The organism is Gluconobacter sp. P5B12 (assembly GCF_018812035.1).
Lineage (GTDB): Bacteria > Pseudomonadota > Alphaproteobacteria > Acetobacterales > Acetobacteraceae > Gluconobacter.
On record NZ_JACRVV010000002.1, the window covers coordinates 392,232 to 416,308 of the forward strand.

At 56.0% G+C, this 24,077-nt stretch carries 17 protein-coding genes; 10 read left to right on the forward strand and 7 right to left on the reverse strand.

The annotated features are described in order from the left end of the window. Nucleotides 1–155 precede the first annotated feature (155 nt). Entirely contained in the window at nt 156–1,316 is a 1,161-nt protein-coding gene (locus KP702_RS05850; protein WP_215768633.1) for an aldose epimerase family protein, read from the forward strand. Between the two features lie 76 nt (nt 1,317–1,392). On the opposite strand, the gene KP702_RS05855 is transcribed toward KP702_RS05850, so the two are convergent. The 4 genes from KP702_RS05855 to KP702_RS05870 all read right to left on the reverse strand — a co-directional run bounded on the left by KP702_RS05855 (nt 1,393) and on the right by KP702_RS05870 (nt 8,847). Then, nucleotides 1,393–4,341, reverse strand: coding sequence for a TonB-dependent receptor domain-containing protein (locus tag KP702_RS05855; RefSeq protein WP_202207106.1), 2,949 nt, complete (start codon nt 4,339–4,341; stop codon nt 1,393–1,395). A gap of 245 nt (nt 4,342–4,586) precedes the next feature. Next, nucleotides 4,587–5,375, reverse strand: a complete 789-nt coding sequence (gene cysE, locus KP702_RS05860) for a serine O-acetyltransferase (RefSeq protein ID WP_202207107.1) — start codon at nt 5,373–5,375, stop codon at nt 4,587–4,589. Beyond that, nucleotides 5,372–6,589, reverse strand: coding sequence for a UbiH/UbiF/VisC/COQ6 family ubiquinone biosynthesis hydroxylase (locus KP702_RS05865; protein WP_064274630.1), 1,218 nt, complete (start codon nt 6,587–6,589; stop codon nt 5,372–5,374). Before KP702_RS05865 ends, cysE begins: the two co-directional genes overlap by 4 nt. Before the next feature lie 65 nt (nt 6,590–6,654). Further along, nucleotides 6,655–8,847: a TonB-dependent siderophore receptor gene (locus tag KP702_RS05870; RefSeq protein WP_215768634.1), complete on the reverse strand. Its 2,193-nt coding sequence runs from the start codon at nt 8,845–8,847 to the stop codon at nt 6,655–6,657. A gap of 442 nt (nt 8,848–9,289) precedes the next feature. Here KP702_RS05870 and KP702_RS05875 point away from each other — a divergent pair, with 442 nt between their 5' ends. The 6 genes from KP702_RS05875 to KP702_RS05900 all read left to right on the forward strand — a co-directional run bounded on the left by KP702_RS05875 (nt 9,290) and on the right by KP702_RS05900 (nt 16,343). Next, complete coding sequence (locus KP702_RS05875) at nt 9,290–10,468, forward strand: mechanosensitive ion channel family protein (protein WP_252348563.1); 1,179 nt, start codon at nt 9,290–9,292, stop codon at nt 10,466–10,468. Between the two features lie 170 nt (nt 10,469–10,638). Then, nucleotides 10,639–13,164, forward strand: coding sequence for a TonB-dependent siderophore receptor (locus tag KP702_RS05880; RefSeq protein WP_215768636.1), 2,526 nt, complete (start codon nt 10,639–10,641; stop codon nt 13,162–13,164). Between the two features lie 149 nt (nt 13,165–13,313). Beyond that, complete coding sequence (locus KP702_RS05885) at nt 13,314–13,652, forward strand: P-II family nitrogen regulator (protein ID WP_029495718.1); 339 nt, start codon at nt 13,314–13,316, stop codon at nt 13,650–13,652. Beyond that, complete coding sequence (locus tag KP702_RS05890; protein WP_255494180.1) at nt 13,652–14,995, forward strand: ammonium transporter; 1,344 nt, start codon at nt 13,652–13,654, stop codon at nt 14,993–14,995. The genes KP702_RS05885 and KP702_RS05890 overlap by 1 nt, the downstream gene beginning before the upstream one ends. 58 nt (nt 14,996–15,053) lie before the next feature. Continuing rightward, nucleotides 15,054–15,596: a hypothetical protein gene (locus KP702_RS05895; protein WP_099211680.1), complete on the forward strand. Its 543-nt coding sequence runs from the start codon at nt 15,054–15,056 to the stop codon at nt 15,594–15,596. Between the two features lie 60 nt (nt 15,597–15,656). Next, a complete protein-coding gene (locus tag KP702_RS05900) occupies nt 15,657–16,343 on the forward strand; it encodes a hypothetical protein (protein WP_237389900.1) in 687 nt (228 codons plus the stop codon). 120 nt (nt 16,344–16,463) lie between these two features. On the opposite strand, the gene KP702_RS05905 is transcribed toward KP702_RS05900, so the two are convergent. After that, complete coding sequence (locus KP702_RS05905) at nt 16,464–17,249, reverse strand: SDR family NAD(P)-dependent oxidoreductase (protein ID WP_215768637.1); 786 nt, start codon at nt 17,247–17,249, stop codon at nt 16,464–16,466. A 77-nt stretch (nt 17,250–17,326) separates the two neighbouring features. Between KP702_RS05905 and KP702_RS05910 the strand changes: the two genes are divergently transcribed. After that, the gene (locus tag KP702_RS05910; protein ID WP_099211684.1) at nt 17,327–17,611 is read left to right on the forward strand and encodes a helix-hairpin-helix domain-containing protein; all 285 of its coding nucleotides are present in this window, start codon (nt 17,327–17,329) and stop codon (nt 17,609–17,611) included. On the opposite strand, the gene KP702_RS05915 is transcribed toward KP702_RS05910, so the two are convergent. Continuing rightward, entirely contained in the window at nt 17,608–18,507 is a 900-nt protein-coding gene (locus tag KP702_RS05915; RefSeq protein ID WP_215768638.1) for a retroviral-like aspartic protease family protein, read from the reverse strand. The genes KP702_RS05910 and KP702_RS05915 overlap by 4 nt on opposite strands. Continuing rightward, nucleotides 18,504–19,454: a tyrosine recombinase XerC gene (locus KP702_RS05920; RefSeq protein WP_215768639.1), complete on the reverse strand. Its 951-nt coding sequence runs from the start codon at nt 19,452–19,454 to the stop codon at nt 18,504–18,506. Before KP702_RS05920 ends, KP702_RS05915 begins: the two co-directional genes overlap by 4 nt. Nucleotides 19,455–19,487: 33 nt before the next feature. On the opposite strand from KP702_RS05920, the gene KP702_RS05925 reads away from it, so the two are divergent. Beyond that, on the forward strand, nt 19,488–21,728 hold the full coding sequence (locus KP702_RS05925; RefSeq protein WP_215768640.1) for a primosomal protein N': 2,241 nt from the start codon (nt 19,488–19,490) through the stop codon (nt 21,726–21,728). A gap of 109 nt (nt 21,729–21,837) precedes the next feature. Beyond that, on the forward strand, nt 21,838–24,039 hold the full coding sequence (locus KP702_RS05930) for a TonB-dependent siderophore receptor (protein WP_252348564.1): 2,202 nt from the start codon (nt 21,838–21,840) through the stop codon (nt 24,037–24,039). Nucleotides 24,040–24,077: the final 38 nt, after the last annotated feature.

Consider the following 24,077-nt stretch of genomic DNA (forward strand, 5'->3'; position numbering starts at 1 on the left):
TGCCAAGCTGCACCCCTCTATGTATCCAAATTACGACACAGGGAAGGGACGAGATCCTTTAACGATCCAGACGTCAAAAGGACACTCCGGCGACTTTGACGGCTGAAATATTTTGAGAGCAGTGTGGCGGCAACTCAACACCAGGGAATTTTCCAGTGTCCAGATTTTCTGCCTGCAAAGCACCGCTTTTTGCCACCGTGGCCCTAGTTGGCCTGTCTCTTGGGGCTGCTCAGGCGCGTCCAACTTCACTCTCTCAGCCATGGGGTAACACGCCCGATGGGAAGCCTGTTCGTATCATCATCTTGAAGAATGACCATAATGTGACGGTACGCGTCATTACCTATGGCGGCATTATTCAATCTGTTGAGACGCCGGACCGTAATGGCCACCCGCAGGACATCGTCCTCGGGTTTGGCGATCTCAAGGGATACACCGTCGATAGCGCCAAGGGTGGACTGTTCTTCGGGGCGATTATCGGCCGTTACGCAAACCGTCTCGCAGGCGGCAGCTTCCCGGTAGACGGGAAAATCTACCACACGGACATTACGGCTGCCCCAAATGCTCTGCATGGTGGAAAAAAGGGGTTCGACAAAAACGTCTGGACGCTTGAAAAGACAGGCGTCTCTGCAAGCGGCTCCTATGTGACGCTGAAGCTGGTCAGTCCGAACGGTGACCAGGGCTTTCCCGGAACATTGACGACGCGCGTGACCTACACGCTGGGCAACGACAATGCTCTGTCACTGCATTATGTGGCGACAACCGATGCGCCGACGGTTCTGAACCTAACGAATCACAGCTACTGGAATCTGAATGGCGAAGGCTCTGGCAGCATCGAGCCGGAAATCCTTCAGATCAACGCAGACAGCTATACCCCAACCGACAGCACCTCGATCCCGACGGGCCAGCTTGCACCCGTTGCAGGCACACCATTGGACTTCAGCAAGCCAACTGAAGTGGGCGCACGCCTCCGCAGCAATGACATCCAGATGATGTATGCACGTGGTTACGACATGAACTGGGTCGTTAACGGAGCATACGGACAGGCTCCGCGTCTGGCTGGAAAAGTCTATGACCCACGCTCGGGCCGCAGCATGGAAGTTCTGACCAACCAGCCGGGGCTACAGGTCTATACGTCCAACTCACTGGACGGTGGGTATGCAGGGATTTCCGGCCATGCTTATCGCCAGACAGACGCTATCGCGTTTGAAGCCGAGCACTATCCAGACAGCCCGAACCATCCGTCTTTTCCCACGACGGAACTGAAGCCGGGCCAGACGTTCGACTACACAACGACGTTCAGGTTCTCGAACCAGTAAGTTCCAGGGCGTATCAATAACAAAAAAAAGGGCGGCCCTTTCGGACCGCCCTTTTTTGCTGATTAAGTGATCAGGGTCAGAAGTTCACGCCTGCCTGCAGGAAGACGTAACGTCCCATGTAGAGGTTGCCATACAGCGCAGCTGCACTGTTGTCCGTTGCGCTGGCAACAAACGGCGGCTTCTTGTCGAGGAGGTTGTTCACACCACCTTCGAAGTTCCAACTCTTCCAGCGATAGGACACCGTCACATCATGTGAGAAGATGCCTGGGGTGCTGGTGCGGCCATAACCGTTGGCACGCTTCAGATCTGTCGTGCCGTCGTTCCAGACCATGCCGCCCATGTACTGCATCATGTACGTCACGCCGAACGCACCGTGCTGCCAGCCAACCGTTGCGTAGTCACGAACGCGCGGGTTGCCGTTGCCGGTTTGATACATCATGCGACCAGCATAGTTGTACCACTGACCACCAGCCTCGTTCTGCTGCAGGTAGCTGACGAGCTGCTGGAAGTTGTTGGACAGCGTCAGGACATCATGCTGCGTGACACGGATACGGTAGTCGAGGTCGAAGTCGATACCGCTCGTCTTCAGGCCGCCAATGTTGTCATACATGGACGTCACAGCATTCAGCTGCCCGGTGCTTGCAACGCGGGTAATACGATCACAGTAGGACGTATTCGTGCCCGTATAGCACTGATCCATGATGTACTGGCTGCTCAGGTACGTGATCATGTTCTTGAGCGTGTAGTGCCAGTATTCAACGGACGCAGACAGGCCCGGGATCCAGCGCGGCGTGATCACCGTACCGATCGTGTAGGTCCGGCCCGTCTCAGGGCGCAGCTTGGAGTTGCCGCCATACAACGTTGGAGACTGTCCGGAGAAGTTGGACGCGAACGTGCTGCTGTTGATGCCCTGACGTGCGCAAGTGGCTGCTACGACAGGAGATTGCGCACCGTAGGATGCTGCCTGTACGGAATCACACGGATCGGTCGCTGAGGCGTATCCCAGAGACTGACCACCATACAGCTCATAAACGTTCGGCTGACGATAAGACGTACCGAGCGTTGCGCGGAAGCGGATGTCCTGAATCGGTGCCCAGTTGATGGAAACCTTCCAGTTCTTCGTGCCACCGAACGTATTGTAGGCCGAGTACCGTCCCTGACCGTCGATCGTCAGATCTTTGGCGAGGAATGCGTTGTGCAGCAGTGTTGCCTTGCCTTCGATGTAACCTTCAGAAACGTTGAAGCCGCCGCCGGTGTAAGACGCAGAGTTCGTCAGCGTCTGACCTGCTTCGACCAGTGGATCCGGGTGATAGGCAAGCTGTTCACCACGATGCTCCATACCCAGCGCAAGACCCAGGTCGCCACCGTTATTCCATGGCATGTGAACAACATGGTTGTTGTTGATGCGCAGGTTCAGGTCACGCAGCTGGTAATAGTAGTGATCATGCGACGTGTAGTTGGAGTAAGCTGCAGCTTCCGGTGAAAGCTTGCCAAACGGGTTGGACAGAACGCAACCGGCGGCAGCGTTACAAACCGATGGATTGTAGCTCAGCGTACTGTCAGCATCACCCGGGGTGTCCTGCTGCAGGCCATATGTCTGCAGCAGCTTGGCGTAGTTACCAACGCCAGACGTCTGCTGCATGACCTGGTTCCAGCCATAGGTGTAGGACAGATCGTAGTTCCATCCATGGGTGATTTCACCCTTCACACCCGCAATACCCGTGTAGGTATCCGTGGCGGTTTCGCTGCGGCGATTGCCCCACTCACCCATACGCTTGGACATATAAGCGTCTTCGCCGAGCGTGTTGTAGGGGTCGTTTGCAGGAATATAGAGCGCCGTTGGCAGCGAGGACGGGTAAATGCTGCCAGCCACCGGAATAGGGGCCATCGTCGTGGACGAATTACGGTGTGCGTAGTTAAAGTTCAGATATGGCGTGAAATGACGGTTGATGTCGTAATGGGCATCAAACGACAGTGTCGCGTTCTGAAGGGAGTTGGTCAGGGACTGATCGTTACCGTAGTTGTATCGGTCCGCCTTGGAATACGTGTGTAGCGCACCGCTTTCGCTGCCAACATAATTGCCGCTGTCTGTCTGATACAGGCCACCGGTCGGGTAACCGGACCCGAAGGACAGTCCAGATGCACTCAGAGGGTTGTTGATCTGAACGGGGTTCGCCCATGAGCGGTTGCGCTGCTGGATGCCACTGGAGGTCATGTAAGACCCGAAAAGCGTCACGTTGCCCTTGCCATGATCGAAGTTCCAGCCCTTATAGCCGGAAATCATGCCTGTCTGGCCGTCGCCGCGATCGGTGCCAATACCCCCACGAACCGTGAGGTTCGCATCGTTGAGGTCGTGGCGAAGCTTGATGTTGATAACGCCGGAAACAGCGTCAGCACCATAAAGCTCGGAACCGCCATCCTTCAGGATTTCAATGCTGGCAACCTGATGAACGTTGATCGTGTTCATGTCGAAGCAGCTGTTGTTGCCATTGATGGCAGCACGCTTGCCGTCGATCAGAACCAGAACGCGGTTCTGCCCAAGGTTACGCAGATCCATGCAGGAGGAGCCGCCTGTGCCATTGGTCTGGCTATTTGTTGTGCCAGAGGAGCCCATGGACGGAAGGCGCTGCAGGTAATCACCAATCGTGGTGGCGCCTGTCTGCTCAATCTGCTTGCTGGTCACGATCTGGACCGGGTTCGCGTTCGAGTTGTTGGACGTGCTCAGGGCAGAGCCCGTGACGACAACACTTTCAGAACGGCCTGAATCGATCGAAGTAACGGCACGACGGCGATTGACCTGAGCGGTCAAGGCAGGCGTTGTCGCAGCTGGTGCAACTGTCTGAACCGGTGCCTGTGTTGTAACCCTGGGCGTGGCAGCCGCCTTGGCGTGCGTTGTTGTGCGATGAGAGGACGCACGGTGATGCGTGCTCGTAGCGGTCTGGGCGTCCGCTGTTGCAGTCGCTTCCAGTCCCATGGCGAGAACGGAAGCGCACAGAAGCAGCTCCCTGCGTCGATTAAGAATCATGTGGGCTCACAGTCAGACTATATTTCTGAGATCTCCTTAGTAATGTTTTTGTCTCAGAACTTTGTCTATCCGGAAATAACCAGCAGGGATGCCATAAAGGCACGCTGTTGCATAATTGTCATATGCAGATAACAGTAATACACACTCTGTTTCTTGGTGATTACTAAAGTTAATTAAGGATACATTCCTGTTTCATATCGAAACAATCGTCTGAGCAGAAAGAGACAGCCTGCGGCTCCTCTCCGTCAAGCGACAGGGTGAGCAGGGTTGGTTGTCGTAGGAAAAGAGGTAGCCTTTGGCGTGCCAATAATCCGGGCTGGGTTCCCAACCGCGGTTGCGTTGGCTGGAATATCTTCCAGAACGACGGAGGCTGCGCCGATCCGGGCATTTTCACCAATAACAAGACGGCCCAGAACTTTTGCACCGGAACCGATCATGGCGCCCCGGCGAACGATCGGATGGCGGTTCCCGCTCAGTTTTCCTGTTCCGCCAAGCGTGACGTCCTGAAAAAGGGAGACGTCATCTTCAATGATGCAGGTTTCTCCAATGACGATTCCCGTTCCATGATCGATACTCAGGCGGCGTCCCAGTCGGGCGGCGGGATGAATGTCTATTGAGAACAGTTCGTTTACCCTGCTCTGAAAGTGATAGGCTAGATGTCGGCGGTTTCTCTGCCACAGATGGTGTGAGACCCTATGAGCCTGTAATGCCTGCCAGCCTTTGAAAAACAGGAAAGGCGTGACAAGGTCAGGGCAGGCAGGATCCCGATCCCGGATCGCGAGGATGTCTTCCGCTGCGGCTTCTGCAATTGCCGGAACGTCCTGAAGAATTGACGCAACAAGACGCGTGATGGCCGTGGCCGAAATGGAGCGATCAGCCAGCTTTGTCCCTAGTAGAGAAGCCAGTGCTGAGCTGAAGTCGGCATGATCCCCGATGTTAGTCGCGAAGACATCCTGAATCAGCGGATCATGGCAACTGCATGCCTGGGACTGCATTTCCTGCCAGAGTTTAACGAGATTTACGGTTGAACTCATACGCCCATCGCCTTGCGAACAAAGGCGCGTCTCAGGCGGGGCAGGCGATGAACGCCCGCAATGCCGAGGTCACGCACGCGCCGCAGAACCGGATTATCGTTGCCAAAGAGACGTTCCAGAATGTCCGTGGCGGCCAGCATGGCCATATTGCCGGGCCGGGCGCGGCGCTGATAGCGGACAAGGAGTTCCCGGCTTCCCGGATCTGTACGTTTCGTATGGGCTTCAATCAGTAGGTCTGCCAGAGCGATGACATCCCGAAAACCGATATTCAGCCCCTGACCTGCGATTGGATGGATACCATGGGCCGCATCTCCGACCAGAGCCAGACGGGGCGCAATATATGTCTGCGCATACTGCGCTGACAGCGGATAAATCCAGCGGCGGCCAATGGGTGTGATGGCGCCCAGATCCTCATCGCCCATGCGTGCACGGATTTCGCGGGCAAAGATCTCATCGGGGAGGTCATGGAAGCGCTGGGCGCGACCTTCGCCTTCCGCCCAGACAATAGCGGATCGATGCGGATGTTCAGCCGTTCCTGGCATTGGCAGTCGGGCGAAAGGTCCTTCGGGCAGGAACTGTTCCAGCGCCACGCCGTCATGAGGCTTTTCATGCGCAATTGTCGCAACGATACCGCACTGATGATAAGGAAGTTTGGTCAGGCCGATGCGGGCCTGGTCGCGCAATGGAGAACGACGCCCCTCAGCCGCCACAGCCAGTTTGGCCGTTACGGTCGAACCCGATGCCAGACGGATCGACACATGATCCGGGTGAAACGTGAAGGTTCCTGTGTCTGGCGCGCGGACGTCCAGCGTCTCGTATTGTTCAAGTGTCCGGTTAATGGCGAGACGCAGATCGCGTGCTTCTGCCATCCATCCGAAATTCATGCCTTCAGGGGCATCGTCCACACCGAAATGCAGGAAAAGCGGTGAGGGAGCCTCGTGCGGGCGGCCATCCGAGACGCGGATTTCACGGATCGGCTGGGAAACACCGGGAAGATTGTCCCAGATGCCCGCGGCTTCCAGCATCTGGCGTGAGCCTTCCGCAATGGCGTAGGCCCGGCCGTCAAGAGAAGGGTCTTCCATGCCTGGGAGAGCTGCACGGTCAATGAGCAGAACCCGCACACCTTCGGCTGCCAGACGACAGGCCAGTGTCGCGCCAACAGGACCGGCTCCGTTAATGCACAGGTCGTAATGTGTCTTGGTCATCGTGCTCATCTCCCTGCCCCTGTCCTACTCCTGTGACGTGTGGAGCGGAAGAGGGCAGGGAGAGGCAGAAGAGATTAGAGATCGAAGCGTGCGTTCAGGAAAACGGCGCGCGGCGTGCCAACAAAGAAGTAATCAGAGGCCAGAAAGCCCCAGTAATGAAGGTTCGTGGCGTTATCGAGTTCAGCGCGTAGCGTCACTTTGTGACGGCCGATGTTGGTGCGATAGCTGGCCCGCAGGTTGAGCAGCGTATAGCTCGGGACATGGAAGCTGTTGGAACTGTCACCCCACATTGACGCGGTGTAATGAACTTCCGCAGTTGCTGAGAGACCCGGTACGCCCGGGATACGGTCCGTCAGCTGAAAGACATTCTGGAACAGCGGAATGCCCTCGATCTTATTTCCTTTAACGCTGGCATCTGCCTTGCTGTATTTTCCGCCTTCAGCGCCCAGGCTGTCCGTGAGGGTAATGCCAAACGGCAGATCGACATGACCACTGAGTTCTGCGCCCTGATATGTGACTGTGCCGTTCGAGACATAGACATTGTCCGCGTTGGCATACTGCGCGCCACGCGTGATGCGATAAAGCGCGCCTGTCAGGTCCCAGGTCTGGCGCGCAATTTTTGCACCCACTTCAACCTGATCGGAACGGATGGGCGGGAGAGTCTCGCGTGCGTTCTTATAGGTGTCTCCCACGGTCCCACCGTTTTCCAGCGCCTGAACGTAGCTGGCGTAGATGGTGGTGTCTTTCCATGGATGGAACATCAGGGCGGCAGTCGGTGTCAGTGGCGTAGTGCGCAGCGCTGTTTTTGTTCCGGAAGACTTCCATGTCAGCTGATGGAAATCGGTAAAGCGAATGCCGGCGAGGAGTGACCAGTGTTTATCAAATGTCAGGGTGTCGCTGCCGAAAAGACCGACCTGATCGGAACGATAATTGCGATAGGTCGCGGTGTCCCAGCTTCCGCTATAAGAGCGGCTGGTGATCGGCGAGTAAAGGTTCTGGCCTCCGATGTTCACGTAATCAGAGGCATATGGAAGATATTTGCTGAGCCCCTGCCAAGCCGCTCCCATCGTGAAATCATGCCGGATAAAGCCTGTCCGGAACTTGCCTTCCAGAATGGCCTGAACCTGATCATATTGTGCCCAGCTTCCAGGATTGGTGCTCATATAGGTGTCATAGTTGCCCCCCTGATCCTGCAGGGACATCCACTCCCCGCGGTAGCGGCGATAGTCCATGCTGTGGCTGTAATCGATGCGCGCCGTCCAGTTCTTTGTAATGTCCCAATGCAGCCCGGTTGAGACAAACAGGGTGTGGGACGTAAACATGCTTGCCGGAGATGCCGTCAGGTTCTTGTGTCCGCTGATGGCATCGGGAAGACGGTTGCTGCCATAGGCGGACGGATCATCAATAAAGAAGTCCTGCACGCCGCCACGGACCTGACGGTCCTGATAAATGGCGTCAGCGGTCCACAGCAGGTTGTGAGCCAGCCGCACATCCGTGGACAGGGAACCTGAAAAGCGCGTGACGTGCGATCCGTTATAGGTTTCGCCATTTTCGTGGGTGAGGTTCAGGCGATATCCAACAATATCGTTTCGGAAAAGGCGCCCACCTGTGTCGATGTGCTGACTGCCTACAGCGCCTGAGCTGTATCCTGCATCAAAGGAAAATGTGCGCGCGTCTGTTGGCTTCTTGGTCTGGAAGTCGATGATGCCGCCGGGCGCGTTGAAGCCGTACATGAAACCGGAAGCGCCCTTGAGAAGCTGCACCGCCTCGAACGACTCAAGTGGGAGTTCCACGGTCGTCATGAAGAAGGGCGTGCCGTTGATCTTGTAGCCGTTGTAATCATCAAGCGGTACGCCTCGAACCGTGACGGAATAGGCGTTGAACGAATACGTGTCGCCGTTTGAAATGACCGATGCGTCCTGTGAGAAAACGCGCGCCAGCGATTTGACCTGCCGCTCCTGAAGTTCTGCTGCCGTCACGACCTTGATCGAAAATGGCGTATCCAGAACACGGCGTGTCCCTAGTGCTCCGCCGTCAGCCTGATGGGCATGACCGAGAACCGTAACGTTTTCGCCTTTTGCGTTGGGTTGCTTGTGGGGCGAAGGGGCAGGCTTGGAGTATCCGTTATGACGGGGCTTTCCTGATGGCTTGTGCCCGGCTTGAGAATGCGCGTCCTGAAGGTCTGCTGCCAGGGCAATGGCCGAGGTACCTGACATGAGCAGAGCGAACGAAAGCACAGATGACAGAACGGAAGTGGCGGCGGCCATAAAACTACACCAAATAGTTATAATATGAAACAACCAATAAAATATGTTTAAAATATTAAATAACAACATAAATCGCTGTTTGTGGTTTGTTGTTATAAGGAATTGAAAAGTCTAAAAAATATAGGTTTTCAGTCAAAAATTTTGTTGTGGCTGTTTGGTATTCAGTACGGTCAAAAAGACAGCAGGTGAGTGTCTCATTTCGGCAACATGCATCGTTCAACAAAATTAAAACTTATTAAAATAGTGAAAATAGAGCGGTTCGTATTTCGGGAACAGTTTGGTCCGCCTGGGGTTGTAGTCTGATGTTCTTGGCCGAATGCGTGCTGATGGACACCGCTAACAGCATTTCATTCGCTCAGGATGCAGCCTCTGCGTGCCCTGATGGTGGATGACAGGTGATCGTCTAGGGAGACCAATGTTCAGACAGAATTATGTGGACTCAATGTCCAGCCTTCGTCACCAGTTCGACTGGCTGCCTGACCCGCTGGGTTCTGTTCTTCTGCTGATTGCAGCCGCGCTGTTCGCCCTCCTGTTCAGTCGGATCATCACGGATGCGCTGCCTCGCCTGCCGGGCCTGAGGAAGATCCAGTTCATTCATGCCTTAACCATCAGGTTAAGGATGAATGTCCGCTATTTTCTGATGATCATAGCCGCCAGCGCAGCTTTGCCAGCGACGGAGGGCTTCTCTCCCGAGACTGAAAAGCTTCTCGCGCACGTGCTGGCCTGCCTGTTCATCATGAATCTTGGCTTCGGCATTATCAGGGCGTTTCGTCTGGCGACCGATCAGTACCTGAACCGGATCAGTTCCAAGGAGAATGTGGATGACATCACGGTCCGCTCTCATCAGACGCAGATCCGGGTGCTCCGTCGTCTGATTGAGATCACCTTTGGGGTCCTGACTGTTGCCGCGTCTCTGATGGTTTTCAATTCCGTTCAGAAATTTGGCGTTTCACTCTTTGCTTCTGCCGGTGCCGCCTCCCTGATCGTGGGTCTATCCGCCCGGCCGGCTTTGTCCAATTTGATCGCGGGTATTCAGATCGCCATCACCCAGCCGATCCGCATGGAAGATATGCTGATCCTGAACGGGGACTGGGCCTGGGTCGAGGAGATTAATGCGACTTATGTCGTCCTGCGGACATGGGATCGTCGCCGTTATATCGTGCCCATTTCCTATTTCCTCGAAAACCCGTTCCAGAACTGGACGCATAGTTCGCAGTCTTTGATCGGTTCCATTTTTCTCTGGCTGGATTATCGCACACCGATGGACCGTTTGAGGGCGATGTTCATGGAAGAAATCGAGCACTGCCCGGATTGGGACAAGGACCGTTCCTCCATTGCCTGCCAGATTGCAGACAGCAATGCCCAAGTCATTTCCATCCGCATGATCGCAGGGGCTGCGGATGCAGGAAATATGTGGAACCTGTCCTGTGATATTCGCGAACGCATGCTGCGTCGCATTCAAGCAGAAATGCCGGAATGTCTGCCCCGTGGACGAACTGCGGTCGTATCGGATTCTCCCTCTGACACGCCGTGGCCCGAAAGCCTCATGTCTCCTCCGGTCAATCGCCCGGGCGATGGGCAATATCGCGGTCCTGATCTGAAGGCTCCTACAGTTTCCTGAAATTTCCTGATGCCACACTCCTGGCTCCAAAAGTTTCGTTTTGGTCTCTTGAGGTGTGGCATTTATGCACTAGAAATCTTGTGATACATTCAAGGCCGGAATAATCGGTAGACACACTTTAAAACGTTTCTAATCTGAACTGAACACCAGATCTGATTAGGACTGCCTGAATGCGCCTCAAGTCACTTCTTCTCGCTACAACAATCGTTACGGTCGTGCACCCAGTACATCAGGCCTCTGCTGCCGTGCATAAATCGACCCGCACCACGGCTCCTGCGAAGGTGACGACCAAAACCACAGGGAAGAAAACAGTCGTCCGTCAGGCCGCCGCCACGCCGCGCCGCCCTCATGCAGTTGATAGCAATACAAACGAGCAGATGATCGTCACGGGAACGCATGCGTTCAACCGCCGCGCCCGGGATTCAACGAGCCCGATCAGTGTTCTCACGGCCGCGACGCTCCGCCGTTCCGGCCAGATGAACCTCGCGGATGCGATTGTTCGTACTGACCCGTCCATCACGGTCAACGCGATGGGAAGCGACGCTGGTGCCCTGACGTCCTCCATCCGGATGCGTGGTCTGAACCCGAACGAAGTTCTGGTTCTCGTCGATGGAAAGCGCCGTCATACGACAGCCAATATCTATGCAGATGCTGGTCCGCAGCAGGGCTCAACGCCGGTCGATCTGAACATGATCCCGGCCTCTGCAATCGATCATATCGAAATTCTGCGTGATGGTGCGGCGGCCATGTATGGCTCGGACGCAATCGCCGGTGTTGTAAACATTATCCTGAAAAAGACGCCGCATGGCCTGAACATGACCGCCCAGACTGGCGCGAATGCCTACAACGGTGATGGCTGGCAGTATCAGCTTGGTGCTGATGGTGGCTTCGGTTTCCTGGGGGACGGTTATGTCCATATCAGCGGGCAGATGTACCACACCGATCATATGGTCCCGAACACGACGGACGTTCGGACGGTTCCGGGGAATCCCGAATACAAGGGATTTGATGTTCCGCATAACTCCAACAAGATCCTGAGCACACCGGAAGAAACTCGTGAAAACCTCAGCATCGAGTTCGGGAAGACGCTGACGGAAGGTGTGAAGGGATACGGTCTCATTACCTATGCCCACCGCCATTCCGAGGCTTATGAAAACTATCGTATGCCGTCTGTGGCTCCGACGCTGTATCCGTATGGGTTTTCTCCGCTCGAAACCATCGAGGAGAACGATTACGCCGCAACCTTGGGGCTTAAAGGTGACAATTTCCTTGGGTTTTCCTGGGATCTGAGCTCGACTTATGGTGCTGATGAAAATGATATCGGGAACAAGCACACAGCTAACCCGAACCTGATTGCGGAAACCGGAACCTCCCCAACGACGGTTCGTGCCGAGACCTATCGCCTGTCTCAGTGGACGAACAATCTTGATTTCCGCCGTCAGCTGAAAATTGCCAACCTCGTTCCTGTGACGGTCGCCTTCGGTGGTGAGCACCGCCTGGAGACCTATCAGATCTGGCCGGGCGAAATTGCGTCCTATACCCAGGGTGGAACGCAGGGCTATGCGGGCCTGATGCCGGAAAACTCTGGCAAGTGGAGCCGTGACGTCTGGGCCGCCTACCTCGATGGTGACTTCCATCCGCTGAAGCACTGGGATCTCGATTTTGCGGGCCGCTTCGAGCACTACACGGACGTTGGGAATACCGAGAATGGTAAAGTTTCCACACGGTATGACATTACGAAACGGATCGCCGTTCGGGCCACGATCAGCAATGGTTTCCGCGCCCCAACCCTTCCTGAAGAACACTTCAGCTCATTGAACGTCTCACCAACAGGCGCTTCGGGCCTCCTTGCCACATCCAGTGCTGCGGGGCGCAGTCTTGGCGCTCAAAACCTGAAGCCAGAACGCTCTACAAGTGCTGAGGGTGGTGTGGTGCTTGAGCCGGTCAATGGCTGGCACATTTCCGCAGACGTTTATCAGATCAATATTCGGGATCGTATTTCCGGTGCGGGTTCCATCTATGGCGATACGGCCATTTCCGCTATCGACATGACGGGTGCTACGCTGCCGACAGGCATTACGAATGCGGACGTTTCGGCAAACTACTTCGCAAACGTTGGAAGCACCCGCACACAGGGCCTCGATATCCAGTCCGATTATATGTTCCACATGCACCAGTATGGGAACCTGGATCTGACCATGGCGCTCAACCTGAACCGGACGCGCGTCAATCACATCAATACGAATTCTCAGGGCAACCCCTACCTGAATGAACAGAGCATCGCGTATCTGACGTCTACCTCTCCACGCAGCAAGATCATCCTGAATGCGTATTGGACGATCGGAAAGTGGGATGTGAACGTGCGTCAGACGCGCTACGGCGAAACCACGTCCATGCTGACCTATCAGGATCAGACTCCTGCAAGCCTGACCTGCAAGGGGCAGAGCCTTCAGTATTCCAATGTCTGCTGGGGGCAGTTCAAGAATACGCCAGTCTGGCTGACGGATCTTGAGGTTGGGTACCGTCTCAATCACATGTGGCACTTCGCCGTGGGCGCCAATAACATTTTCAACCAGCGCCCACGGCGTCTGACCAAGTATCTTAACTACCTCGGGGCGAATGCTTACGACACGGACTCTTCCGGTATCGGCATCGCTGGTGGCTATTACTACGGGCGTATCAACGCCACGTTCTGATCCTCCTTCAGAGGCTGGATGGAAGAAAGACGCCCAGAGACGCCGGTTCCCCGGTGTCTCTGGGCTGTTTCGTATATTGTTGTTGAACTGGTACAATCTGGGCCATACTGGCCCCCAGTCTTCTGATTCCCAACGAGGATATGCCGTTCGTGAAGCTCGTCACCGCTATTATCAAACCCTTCAAGCTTGACGATGTCCGGGAGGCGCTGACGCCACTGGGCGTGCAAGGTCTGACCGTGACGGAAGTCAAAGGTTTTGGTCGTCAAAAAGGCCAGACGGAAATTTACCGTGGCGCCGAGTATCACGTCAGCTTTCTTCCAAAGCTCAAGATTGAAATTGCTGTGGCAGATTCCGTTGTGGAAGACGTCATTGAGGCAATCATGACGGCAGCTCGCACGGGTAAGATCGGTGACGGCAAGATCATGGTCTCCAATCTCGATCAGCTCATCCGCATCCGCACGGGAGAGACCGGGGAGGGCGCTCTGTGATGAGACGTTCCGGTCTTTCGATCATGGCTGCTGGCGCACTTCTGCCAGTATCCGCGATGGCTGCTGATGCGCCTGCGGCCATCGACACAGGCGATACAGCCTGGATGCTGATCAGCACAGCACTCGTCCTGATGATGACAGTGCCTGGTCTTGCGTTGTTCTACGGCGGCATGGTTCGCAAGAAGAACGTTCTTGCCACCCTGATCCAGTCTTTTGCCATCTGTTGTATCGCCAGCCTCGTCTGGATGGTTGCAGGTTACAGTCTGGCCTTCTCGAGTGGCACGCCGTGGATTGGTGATCTGTCCCGCGCTTTGCTGAACGGTGTTGCAGCAAACTTCCACAACGGCGTTGATTCCGCTTTCACGCTTGGGGCAGGAACGGCAGCCGCCGTTCCGATGACGATCCCGGAAAGCGTCTACATGATGTTCCAGATGACGTTCGCCGTCATCACGCCAGCCCTGATTACAGGGGCCTACGCGGAACGTATGAAGTTCTCTTCCATGTGCGTCTTCACGATCTTCTGGCTGCTGCTGGTTTATGCACCTGTCGCTCATTGGGTCTGGAGCCCAACGGGTTGGGTCGCTGGCCTGGGCGCTGTGGACTTTGCCGGTGGCACGGTCGTGCACATCAACTCCGGTGTGGCTGGCCTTGTCTGTGCGTATGTTCTTGGCAAGCGCCGCGGCATTGGAACGGATGACATGTCTCCGTTCAACCTGACATACGCCATTATCGGTGCGTCCCTGCTTTGGGTTGGCTGGTTTGGCTTCAACGCAGGCTCTGCGCTGGGCGCTAACGGCCGTGCAGGCATGGCCATGCTGACAACGCAGCTTGCTGCTGCCGCTGGTGGTGTCGCCTGGATGGCTGTTGAGTGGGCACGGACGGGTAAGCCGACGGCACTTGGCATTATTTCCGGCGTGGTCGCCGGGCTGGTCGCCATTACACCTGCTGCGGGCTTTGTCCTGCCGGGTGGCGCTGTGGTGATTGGTCTGATTGCCGGTGCAGTCTGCTTCTGGAGTGCCACGTGGCTCAAGCACGCTCTTGGCTATGATGACAGTCTCGATGCGTTCGGTGTTCACGGTACGGGGGGTATCGTTGGCGCTCTGCTGACAGGTGTTCTGGCTTATGGGCCGCTCTCTGCAACGGACGCTAATCCGGCTGGTACCGTCGGAAGCCTTTCACAGCTTCTGGCTCAGGCAGAAGCCGTCTGCGTGACGATTGTCTGGTGTGTCATCATGACATTCGTGATCCTGAAGGTTCTGGATCGTGTCATGGGTCTGCGTGTTTCTGCAGAAGAGGAACTTGAAGGCCTCGATACGACCATGCATGGTGAACGCATCAACTGATCGTAGTCACCGGCGTTTCTGAACCGGGAGGCTGCGACTTCCCGGTTGACAGACAAGGATGTTTTTCATGGTTTCCAGCCGTATGTTGTCCCGCCTCTCCCTGGCCGCTGTTCTGGCTGCCGGTCTTGCCTCGGTTCCTGCACACGCGATGACGGCCAAGGAATGCCATGCTGCATTCCAGTCCGCCAAGAAGGGCGGCACCCTGAACGGTCAAAGCTACAAGGCCTTCAAGGCTGCAAGCTGTGGTAGCGAAACGGCTGAAGCCGCGCCTGCGACAACTGCTGCCCCGGCAACGGCTGCCACAGCACCAACAACGACGGCACCTGTCACGACGGGTAAGGCGAACCCGCCTGATTCGTCTGTTGCAGGTACGAAGGCACCGATTGCGTCCAAGAGTGCTCCGGTCACGTCTGGAAACGTTGTATTCCCAACGGCTGTGTCGTCCCAGTTTTCCAGCCTGTCCGCTGGCAAGGCTCGCATGAAGACCTGTGTTGCCCAGTACAATGCGAACAAGGCAAACGGCGGCAATGGCAGCCTGAAGTGGATCCAGAAGGGTGGCGGGTACTGGTCCCAGTGCAACAGCCGTCTCAAAGGCGAATAATCCCCTACGTCTTAGCGGATACCAGAAACCTCCGTTCCTTTATCGGGACGGAGGTTTTTTATGCCAGTTATTCTCCCGTTACTGGGAGGCGAGGGGGATGCGCCGCGTATACCGGTGAAAACCAACGGCAAACCCGCTGCGATGTATGTCAGCCCAGCGTTCGATTACATTTACGCCCGGAATTCTGAAGGAATACAGTTCCCCAAGGGCTATGATGACGCCAAAGTTGTCATCAGCGGTGCCTATAAGGAAAGCGCCTTTCATTCCAAAATTAATGAACTGGTTCTGGATGATATTCCGCTGAGAGATGTAGACGTCGTCTTGCTCGCGAAGGCCAGTACGCAGGTGGTTGACGGGCGACCAATTGTGGGTGTGCTCGGACGTGCGGCATTATTCCGCCTGGCAGTTCTGATAGATATTCCGGAAAGACAGTTCGCGTATCTTGATGTCAAAGATACGAAAGCCTGCAAGCTGGCGTTTAAAACATTCCTGGGAGACGGCAGTCATTCCGTGGACATGGAAGATGACTTCACAGTTCATATTCGGGTTGGCGAAAAGAAGAAGCGCGTCAGCCTTGATCCTGATCTGACATACACGACATTTCCGTCTTTCTGGATTTCTTCACTAAAAGAAAATCTGGAGGGTCTGGGGGATCAGAAGAAATTCACTCACTATGATGATTTTCTGAGTGTGGGGCAGGGCGCGCTGGTCAAAAACCTTTTTTGGCGGCGCTCCGATAGAGAATGAAAAAGTTGTCTTTCAGGATGAAGTAGAAATTGGAAGTCTGGGGCTTCCGTTCTTCGCCACATATTCAGGAAACGTCTCCGTGCAGGATCGGCGCGGAGACGTGCAGTAAGTTTCTGAAGATCAGCTCATAGGAAATGGTGGCTGCCCGTTTGATGCGGTCACGCCCCCATCAACCGGCATGATCAATCCGGTAATGTAAGCCGCGTCCTCACTGGCCAGGAATGTGATTGCTGCGGCCATATCTTCAGGCTCTCCCAGACGCTGCAACGGAACGCGGTCTTCGACGCTTTTGACGAAAGCTGGATCTTTAAGGGCGTCCGCCGTCATGGCAGTGCGTGTGACCGACGGACAGATGGCATTGACGCGAACGCCGTCCTTTCCATGATCCATCGCCAGAACACGCGTCAGGTTCACAACGCCGCCTTTGGCAACATCGTAATATGCCGTGTTCCAGTCCCCCCTCATTCCAGAGACGGAGGCCGTGTTGACGATGTTGCCTTTGCTCTGGATCAGCAAGGGCAGAAAGGTGCGGCTGACATTCAGGGTTCCAGTCAGGGTCGTGGCGCACACGGTCTGCCAGGCGTCCAGATCGCCGTCCAGAACCGTGCCGATTGTGGTGACACCGGCATTGTTCACCAGCACATTCAGTGTGCCGAACGTCTGCTTAGTCAGAGCCAGCAGTTTCTGCACCTCATCGGGTTTTGAAATGTCTGTCAGAGAGGCCGTAGCTTTGTTCGGGTCGAGGCTCTTCATGACCTCGTCGAGCTTTTTCTGATCCCGATCCACAAGAATGACATGAGCGCCTTCGTCAAGGAAACGAAGGGCTGTCGCGTGACCAATACCCGATGCCGCCCCCGTCACGAGGGCCTTGCTGCCAGTGAAACGTGATAGTCCCTGCGTCACCATGAATCATGTCCTTTTGTTGCTAGGACTTTAAAGTGCCGCTCGCTACAATGGTTGCCTCAAATAAAGGGCGCGCAGGCATGAGTGATCTCACAATGCTGAAGAATGTTGGCAAAGCAGCACTCGCAGATTTTGCCATATTGGGGATTACCTCAACTGCGCAGCTGGCATCCTGTGAGCCGGACGATCTTTATCTGAAGCTCTGTCACCTAACGCAGCAACGCCATGATCCCTGTGTGCATGACGTGTTTGCAGCCACCATCCATCAGGCGAAAACAGGAGAAGCCCTGAACTGGTGGGCGTTTACCCCCGCCCGCAAGGAACGGATGAAAGCCGGGACGTTCTGTACGCTCCCAACTCCTTAACGAACGAAAATCTGGCTTGTGGCGTAAGAGAGCCAGATGTCGTGTTTGGCGAACCAGTCTGAGCCCAGCAGCATGTCGGCCTGATCATGAACCGGGGCGACAGTCAGAACGGGATCAACCCACACCGTGCCCCCCATGGAAAAGCGCTTGAAGCGATGCCAGTGGTATCGGCGTTCATGCAGGTCCACACCGGCAGTGATACCGCCAGGGTCGAGCGCGAGCAGTTCATCTGTGAGACCGAGGCGATAGGCGAAGTCGGTGCTGACAATATGGGAGCGCGCACCGCTGTCGAGAAGCGCCGTTCCGCGCGCTCCATTAAGCGTGAAGTTTACCATCAGGCGTCCGTCAACCTGCCGGGCCGGAACCGTATTCCACAGGCCTTTCCAAGTGGGCTGAAGCTGGCAGGACGCGCTGTTTGAGGAAACTTTCCAGAACATGAGCCTCTGATGGGGAACGTCAAATTCCAGATCATACCCATCCAGAACATCTGCCCCGAGAAGCCCCAGAATAGGCGGATGAATCATCGGGGAACCGGGAAGAGAGCCTATGGGCATGGACCCTGAGCCCAGAGAAAGGTGCCCCAGTTGCAGATCGGCAATACGGACGTTGGCTACCAGACGAGGTGTTCCATTGGGCCCCTGCATAACAGTGTGACGGTCAGGGTCCTGAGGTAGATGAAGCGCTGCAACGCCCTGTGGTGTCATCAGGCTACCCTGTGAGCCTGTGTCTACGATCATGGAGACCGCATGACCGTTGATCTGGGCTGGAATGCTCAGATATCCACCATCATCGTGCAGCGGCAAAACGGCCGCTTGTATCGTGTGGCATGGCACTGCTTCAGCCTTCCCGGTCAGAGCCATAAGGGCAGCCAGAATGCCCCATGTCAGTCTTTTCATTCCTGCTCCGCCCGTGGGTGTGCCTTGCGCCAGACGTCCAGCAGGTGCTTTTCGTCTGCCAGAGTATAAGCCTGGGTGGTGGAAAGACTGGCATGGCCCATGAGTTCCTGAATGGCACGCAAATCAGCGCCACCTTCCATCAAATGGGTCGCAAAAGAGTGGCGAAGAGCATGTGGTGTGGCGGAATCCGGCAGACCTTCGCCTTTGCGCCATTCCCGCATGGCGCGCTGGGCGACGCCGGGATTTAGGCGACCTCCCCGCACACCGCAGAACAGCGGAGCGTCCGGGGCCGGAGAAGGGTGAACCCCTTTCCATAACTCCAACGCTTCACGGACGGCCGGAAGCAGCGGAACCAGACGTTCTTTCCCCCCTTTGCCCACCACGCGCAGCATGTTCTCACCAGCGTTGGTCAGGTCCCGCACATCAAGGGCCAAGGCTTCACCAATCCGCAAGCCTGTACCGTACAGAAGCGTAAAGAGTGCTTTGTCCCGGATGGCAGCAGCGCTCGTAAAAGCATCGTCGGAAATCCCTTCCGGCGCGGCCAAGGCCTGTTCTTGCCCAAGAGGACGTGGAAGGCGCTTTTTCAGTCGTGGGGTCGCGAGGAGCCCCGGGGCAGGATTCGAGACATCATGGCGCATGGCCAGATAGCGAAAGAACGATCGCAGGGCCGAAACATGTCGTGCTCTGGAACGAGCGCGCGCATCGGCATTCGTGGCGCGACGTGTGGGTTTTTCGCTGCGGGCTGTTTCATGAGCCAGCCACGCCCGGAGATCAGCAAGGGAGAGCTTTGCCAGAGCAGTCAGATCAACCTCGCCCCCCAGATGCTGCTCAAAGAAGGAGAGGGCCATAACGATATCATGGCGGTAGGCCTCAACCGTTCGCAGGCTGGAGCGCCGTTCATGGGTCAGCCATTCGGTCCAGTCGCGTAATGCGTCATGGGCCATCATGGCATTTCGGGCTCAGGGAGGTTAGACACAGGCATGGCATCCAGAAGCCTACCCAAGCCTGACCTCTGGCGAAAGCCACCCCCCACCGGAACGCGTGTCTCGGTGCTCGTTCCGCTGCCTTTTCCGGGGCCGTTGGATTATCTGGCACCCATGACGCTTCAGCCGGGCGATCTGGTGTCAATTCCCTTGGGAAAGCGGGAGACGGTCGGATGTGTCTGGGATACGACCAGCACAGTCCCTGTTGACTTCGCGACGGCTCCGGGGCGCGAGGTTCCGTTGTCCCGTTTGCGTCCAGTTGTCGAAAAGCTGGACGTACGCCCCCTGCCGGGCAGTCTGCGGCGGTTTATTGATTGGGTTGCTGCATATACCCTGACGCCGCCTGGGCTTGTACTGGCGATGGCAACCCGCATTCACCTGAAGGACGCACCAAAGCCTGCGTTGGGTTGGGTCAGAACGGAACAACCGGAAGAAGGCCTGCGCATCACTCCGGCTCGTCGCTCCGTCCTCAATGCGGCTTCCAATGCGCCGATGACGACGTCTGATCTCGCGGCGGCCAGCGGTGCCAGTTCCGCCGTGATCCGAGGACTCGCGACTGCGGGGCTCCTTCGGGAAGCCGTCATCTCTGTCGCGGCTCCTTTCGCAACGCCGGACCCAACCCACGGCGCACCGCAGCTTTCTGAAGAGCAGGCGGACGTTGCCGAGCAGCTTTGCCGTCCGGTGAAAGAGCAGCGGTTTGACGTCACTCTGCTGGAGGGGGTGACAGGATCGGGAAAGACCGAGGTCTATTTCGAGGCCGTCGCGGCCTGTTTGGCGCAAGGGAAACAGGTTCTGGTCCTGTTGCCGGAAATTGCTTTGTCAGCTCAGTGGACGGATCGGTTTATCCGTCGTTTCGGTGCAGACCCGGCCGTCTGGCACTCCGACCTCGGAACCAAGCGTCGACGCGAGACATGGCGCGCTGTGGCAGACGGGACGGCGCGTGTCGTTGTGGGCGCGCGATCAGCGCTCTTTCTGCCATTTGAAGATCTTGGACTCGTCGTGGTGGACGAGGAGCATGAGAGCGCCTTCAAGCAGGAAGAAGGCGTCATGTATCATGGGCGGGACATGGCTGTGGTTCGCGCCCGTCTGGCGAACGCTCCTGCCATTCTTGTGTCCGCCACGCCTTCACTGGAGACGCTGGCGAACGTGGATAGCGGCCGCTATCACCATGAGCTTCTGACTGCCCGGCATGGCGGAGCGACGATGCCGGATGTTTCTCTGGTCGATATGCGGGCTGACCCGCCAGAGCGTGGGCTCTTTTTATCCCCGGTGCTCTGCACTGCCATTGATGAGACCCTGAAGAACGAGGAGCAGGCGATGCTGTTCCTCAACCGTCGTGGTTACGCACCGTTGACGCTCTGTCGTGCCTGCGGGCACCGGATGCAGTGCCCCAACTGCTCCACCTGGCTGGTGGAACATCGCGCGCGTGGCATCCTGACATGCCATCATTGCGGTCACACCGAGAGTATCCCGTCAGATTGTCCCCAATGCCACGCCGAACACTCTCTGGTGCCAATCGGGCCGGGAATTGAGCGCATTACGGAAGAAGCAAAGCTGCGCTTTCCTGAGGCGAAGATCCTCGTCATGTCTTCCGATACGCTGGGCTCCCCTGCGGCTACGGCGGAAGCCGTACGGAAGATCACGGACGGCGAGGTCAACCTCATCATCGGGACGCAAATCGTTGCCAAAGGCTGGCATTTCCCGAAGCTGACGCTGGTCGGTGTTGTGGATGCGGATCTGGGGTTGGGCGGCGGCGATCTAAGGGCAGCGGAACGCACGGTTCAGCTTCTGCATCAGGTCGCGGGTCGTGCGGGTCGCGCTGAGCGTCCTGGTCGTGTCCTGCTTCAGAGCTACGTGGGTGAGCACCCTGTCATGACCGCGCTTGTCTCCAATGATTTCCAGACCTTCATGGAGCAGGAAGCCGAGCAGAGACGCCCTTCTTTCTGGCCGCCATACGGTCGGCTGGCTGCGCTGATCATCAGTGCTGCAACGACAGACGCGGCAGATGCTCTGGCAAAGGAAATAGCCTTTGCGGCACCGGAGCGAGAAGGGGTGCAGGTGTTAGGCCCAGCCCCTGCGCCTCTGGCTGTTTTACGCGGGCGGCACCGGCGCCGGTTACTGCTGCGGACCATGCGGGGAATCGCTGTTCAGCCGATTTTGCGGGACTGGCTGAAAGACATCAGGCCCAAAGGAAGCGCCAAAATCGATATCGATATCGATCCTATCTCGTTTCTCTGAAACGTTGATAACGACCATCCGGGTTATGACAAAAAAAATCCGGGCCCTTGTGTTTATTAAGAATGACTCGCATTAGCATCGAACCTTTACTCTTTGAGATGCGAATCAAATGAGCCCTACAACAGCCAGCCTTGGTCGGAGTGTGTTTCGTTGCACTCAGCCAATGGCGTTGATGATCGTTTCCCAGTTGTTGCTGTCTTCTTCCGCCAGTGCAGGCTCGCTGGTAGAGAAACCGGAAAAGCAGAAAAGCTCTTCTGCGGCCCACGCTCGTAAAAACAGCCCTTCTTCTGCGGCCAGGCGTAGAAAGCAGGATATTGTCACGGTGGTTGGGCAGCAGCAGGCCGCTTCTGTCAGTGCCGCCAAGATGGCCATTCCGTTTTTGGAAAACCCTCAAATCATTTCTGTCGTTTCCCGCAAGCTGATGGATGAGCAGAATGTCATCCGCCTGTCGGATGCGCTGCAAAACGTGGCAGGCGTGTCACACGCGGACAGCTACGGCCTGTATGACAGTATTCGTGTGCGTGGCTTCAGCACATCCGGCATGACCTATCTCGATGGCATGAAAACCATCGACAGCCTTTCCATGAACGAGACTGTGGGTCTGTCGCGCATGGAAGTCATCAAAGGGCCGGCTTCGGGCCTGTTTGGGCAGGGACCGCTCTCTGGCATGGTCAACATGGTCAGCAAAAGGCCGACAGACAGTAATTTTGCCAACTTCACAGCTCAGGGTGGATCTTGGTCCTATTATGAAGGGCGCGCGGATATCAACAGGAAGCTGACATCCAATGGGATGATTACAGCCCGGGTGAATGCCGTCTACCGGAAGCAGGATTACTTCGTTCGTGCCTCGGATATGGAGACGCTTTATATCGCGCCATCCATTTCAATTCGCCCGACAGATCATACCGACCTGACGCTCCTGTTCCGCTATAATCGCACGAGCGGTCACCCTTATACGGCGATCCCGGCATACGGGACGGTTCTGCCGTCTCCCTGGGGAAAACTACCTAGGGATTTTGCCATTAACGATGTTGAAAATCCTGCTCAGCAGCGACAGACCTATGTTCATCTGGGCTACATGTTCGATCACAAATTCAATGAGAACATCGGCTTCCATCAGAGGTTTCGGTATCAGGTGTACCGTCAGACCTATAACAGATGGCTATTTGCAACGACGGGGTTCTCGAACGATCTTTCACAGGTTGGTCGGTATTACTATGGACCGTATAATAACCACGGAACTGACGTTCGAATTGATACGAACGTTAATTTTAAATTCCATACAACACGCCTGATCTCACACTACGTTCTGGTCGGAACAGACTATGGTCAGAATGGAACCAACTCCACCACCGGCTTTGCAACCACCACAAATCTCAATCTCGCAAATCCGGTCTATGGGGATGTTCCCGACTATGCGAGCAGTGGTGTCATTTCCAAAACACGGCAGGACCAGTTCGGGGCCTATATTCAGGACCATATGAAGATCGGCCGTCAGGTTGCGGTGACATTTGGTGTGCGCTGGGATCGTGCGACCAGTGGCCGGGGCGGGAACAATCCCCCAACGACGGCTTTTAGTCCGCACGCAGGCATTACCTGGGCCTTTACGGACTGGATGTCTGCATACTTCAACTGGTCCAAGGCGTTTCTGCCAACGACGTCTGTTGATTATCAGCAGAATATCCTGCCGCCACAGAGAGGAACGGATTACGAGGTTGGCCTCAAAGCGCAGACGCGAAACGGTGTGCTGACAGGGATGGCCACCCTTTTCGATCTGGCGCGGACAAATGTCGCGACAACAGATCCACTTCATCCGCTTTACTCAATTGCTCAGGGTGAGCAGACGAGCAAAGGGTTTGAACTGGAAGGCAATCTCAGAATTCTCCCAACCTGGACTGCCAATATTGCGTATACTTATCTCGATACCAAAATCACCAAAGACAACCAGCTCCTGCCCAATGGCGGAACTCTGTGGCTTGCGGGTGTGCCGCACCATATTTTCAATGTCTGGACAAAGTATTCTATCCCGTCAGGGATGCTGAAGGGGCTTGGTATTGGGGCGGGTGTGCACTTTGAGGGGGCCAGCCCAGCCGATAATTACACGCCACGCGATCCCATCTATGGCCTGACGTACAAAACGTCTGCCTATGCTCTGGTCAATCTGGCTGCGTATTATGAAAGAGGGTCCTGGAGCGCACAGGTCAACGTGCAGAATGCAGCCGACAAGCGATATTTCCCGTCAGCTTCTTTAAGCCGAACGGTTGTTGGAGCCCCACGAACGATTATGGGTGGTCTGACAAAGCGATTCTGAAGAGGGTTCTGGCCAGAGATCCGGGTTAGAGTCTGGCC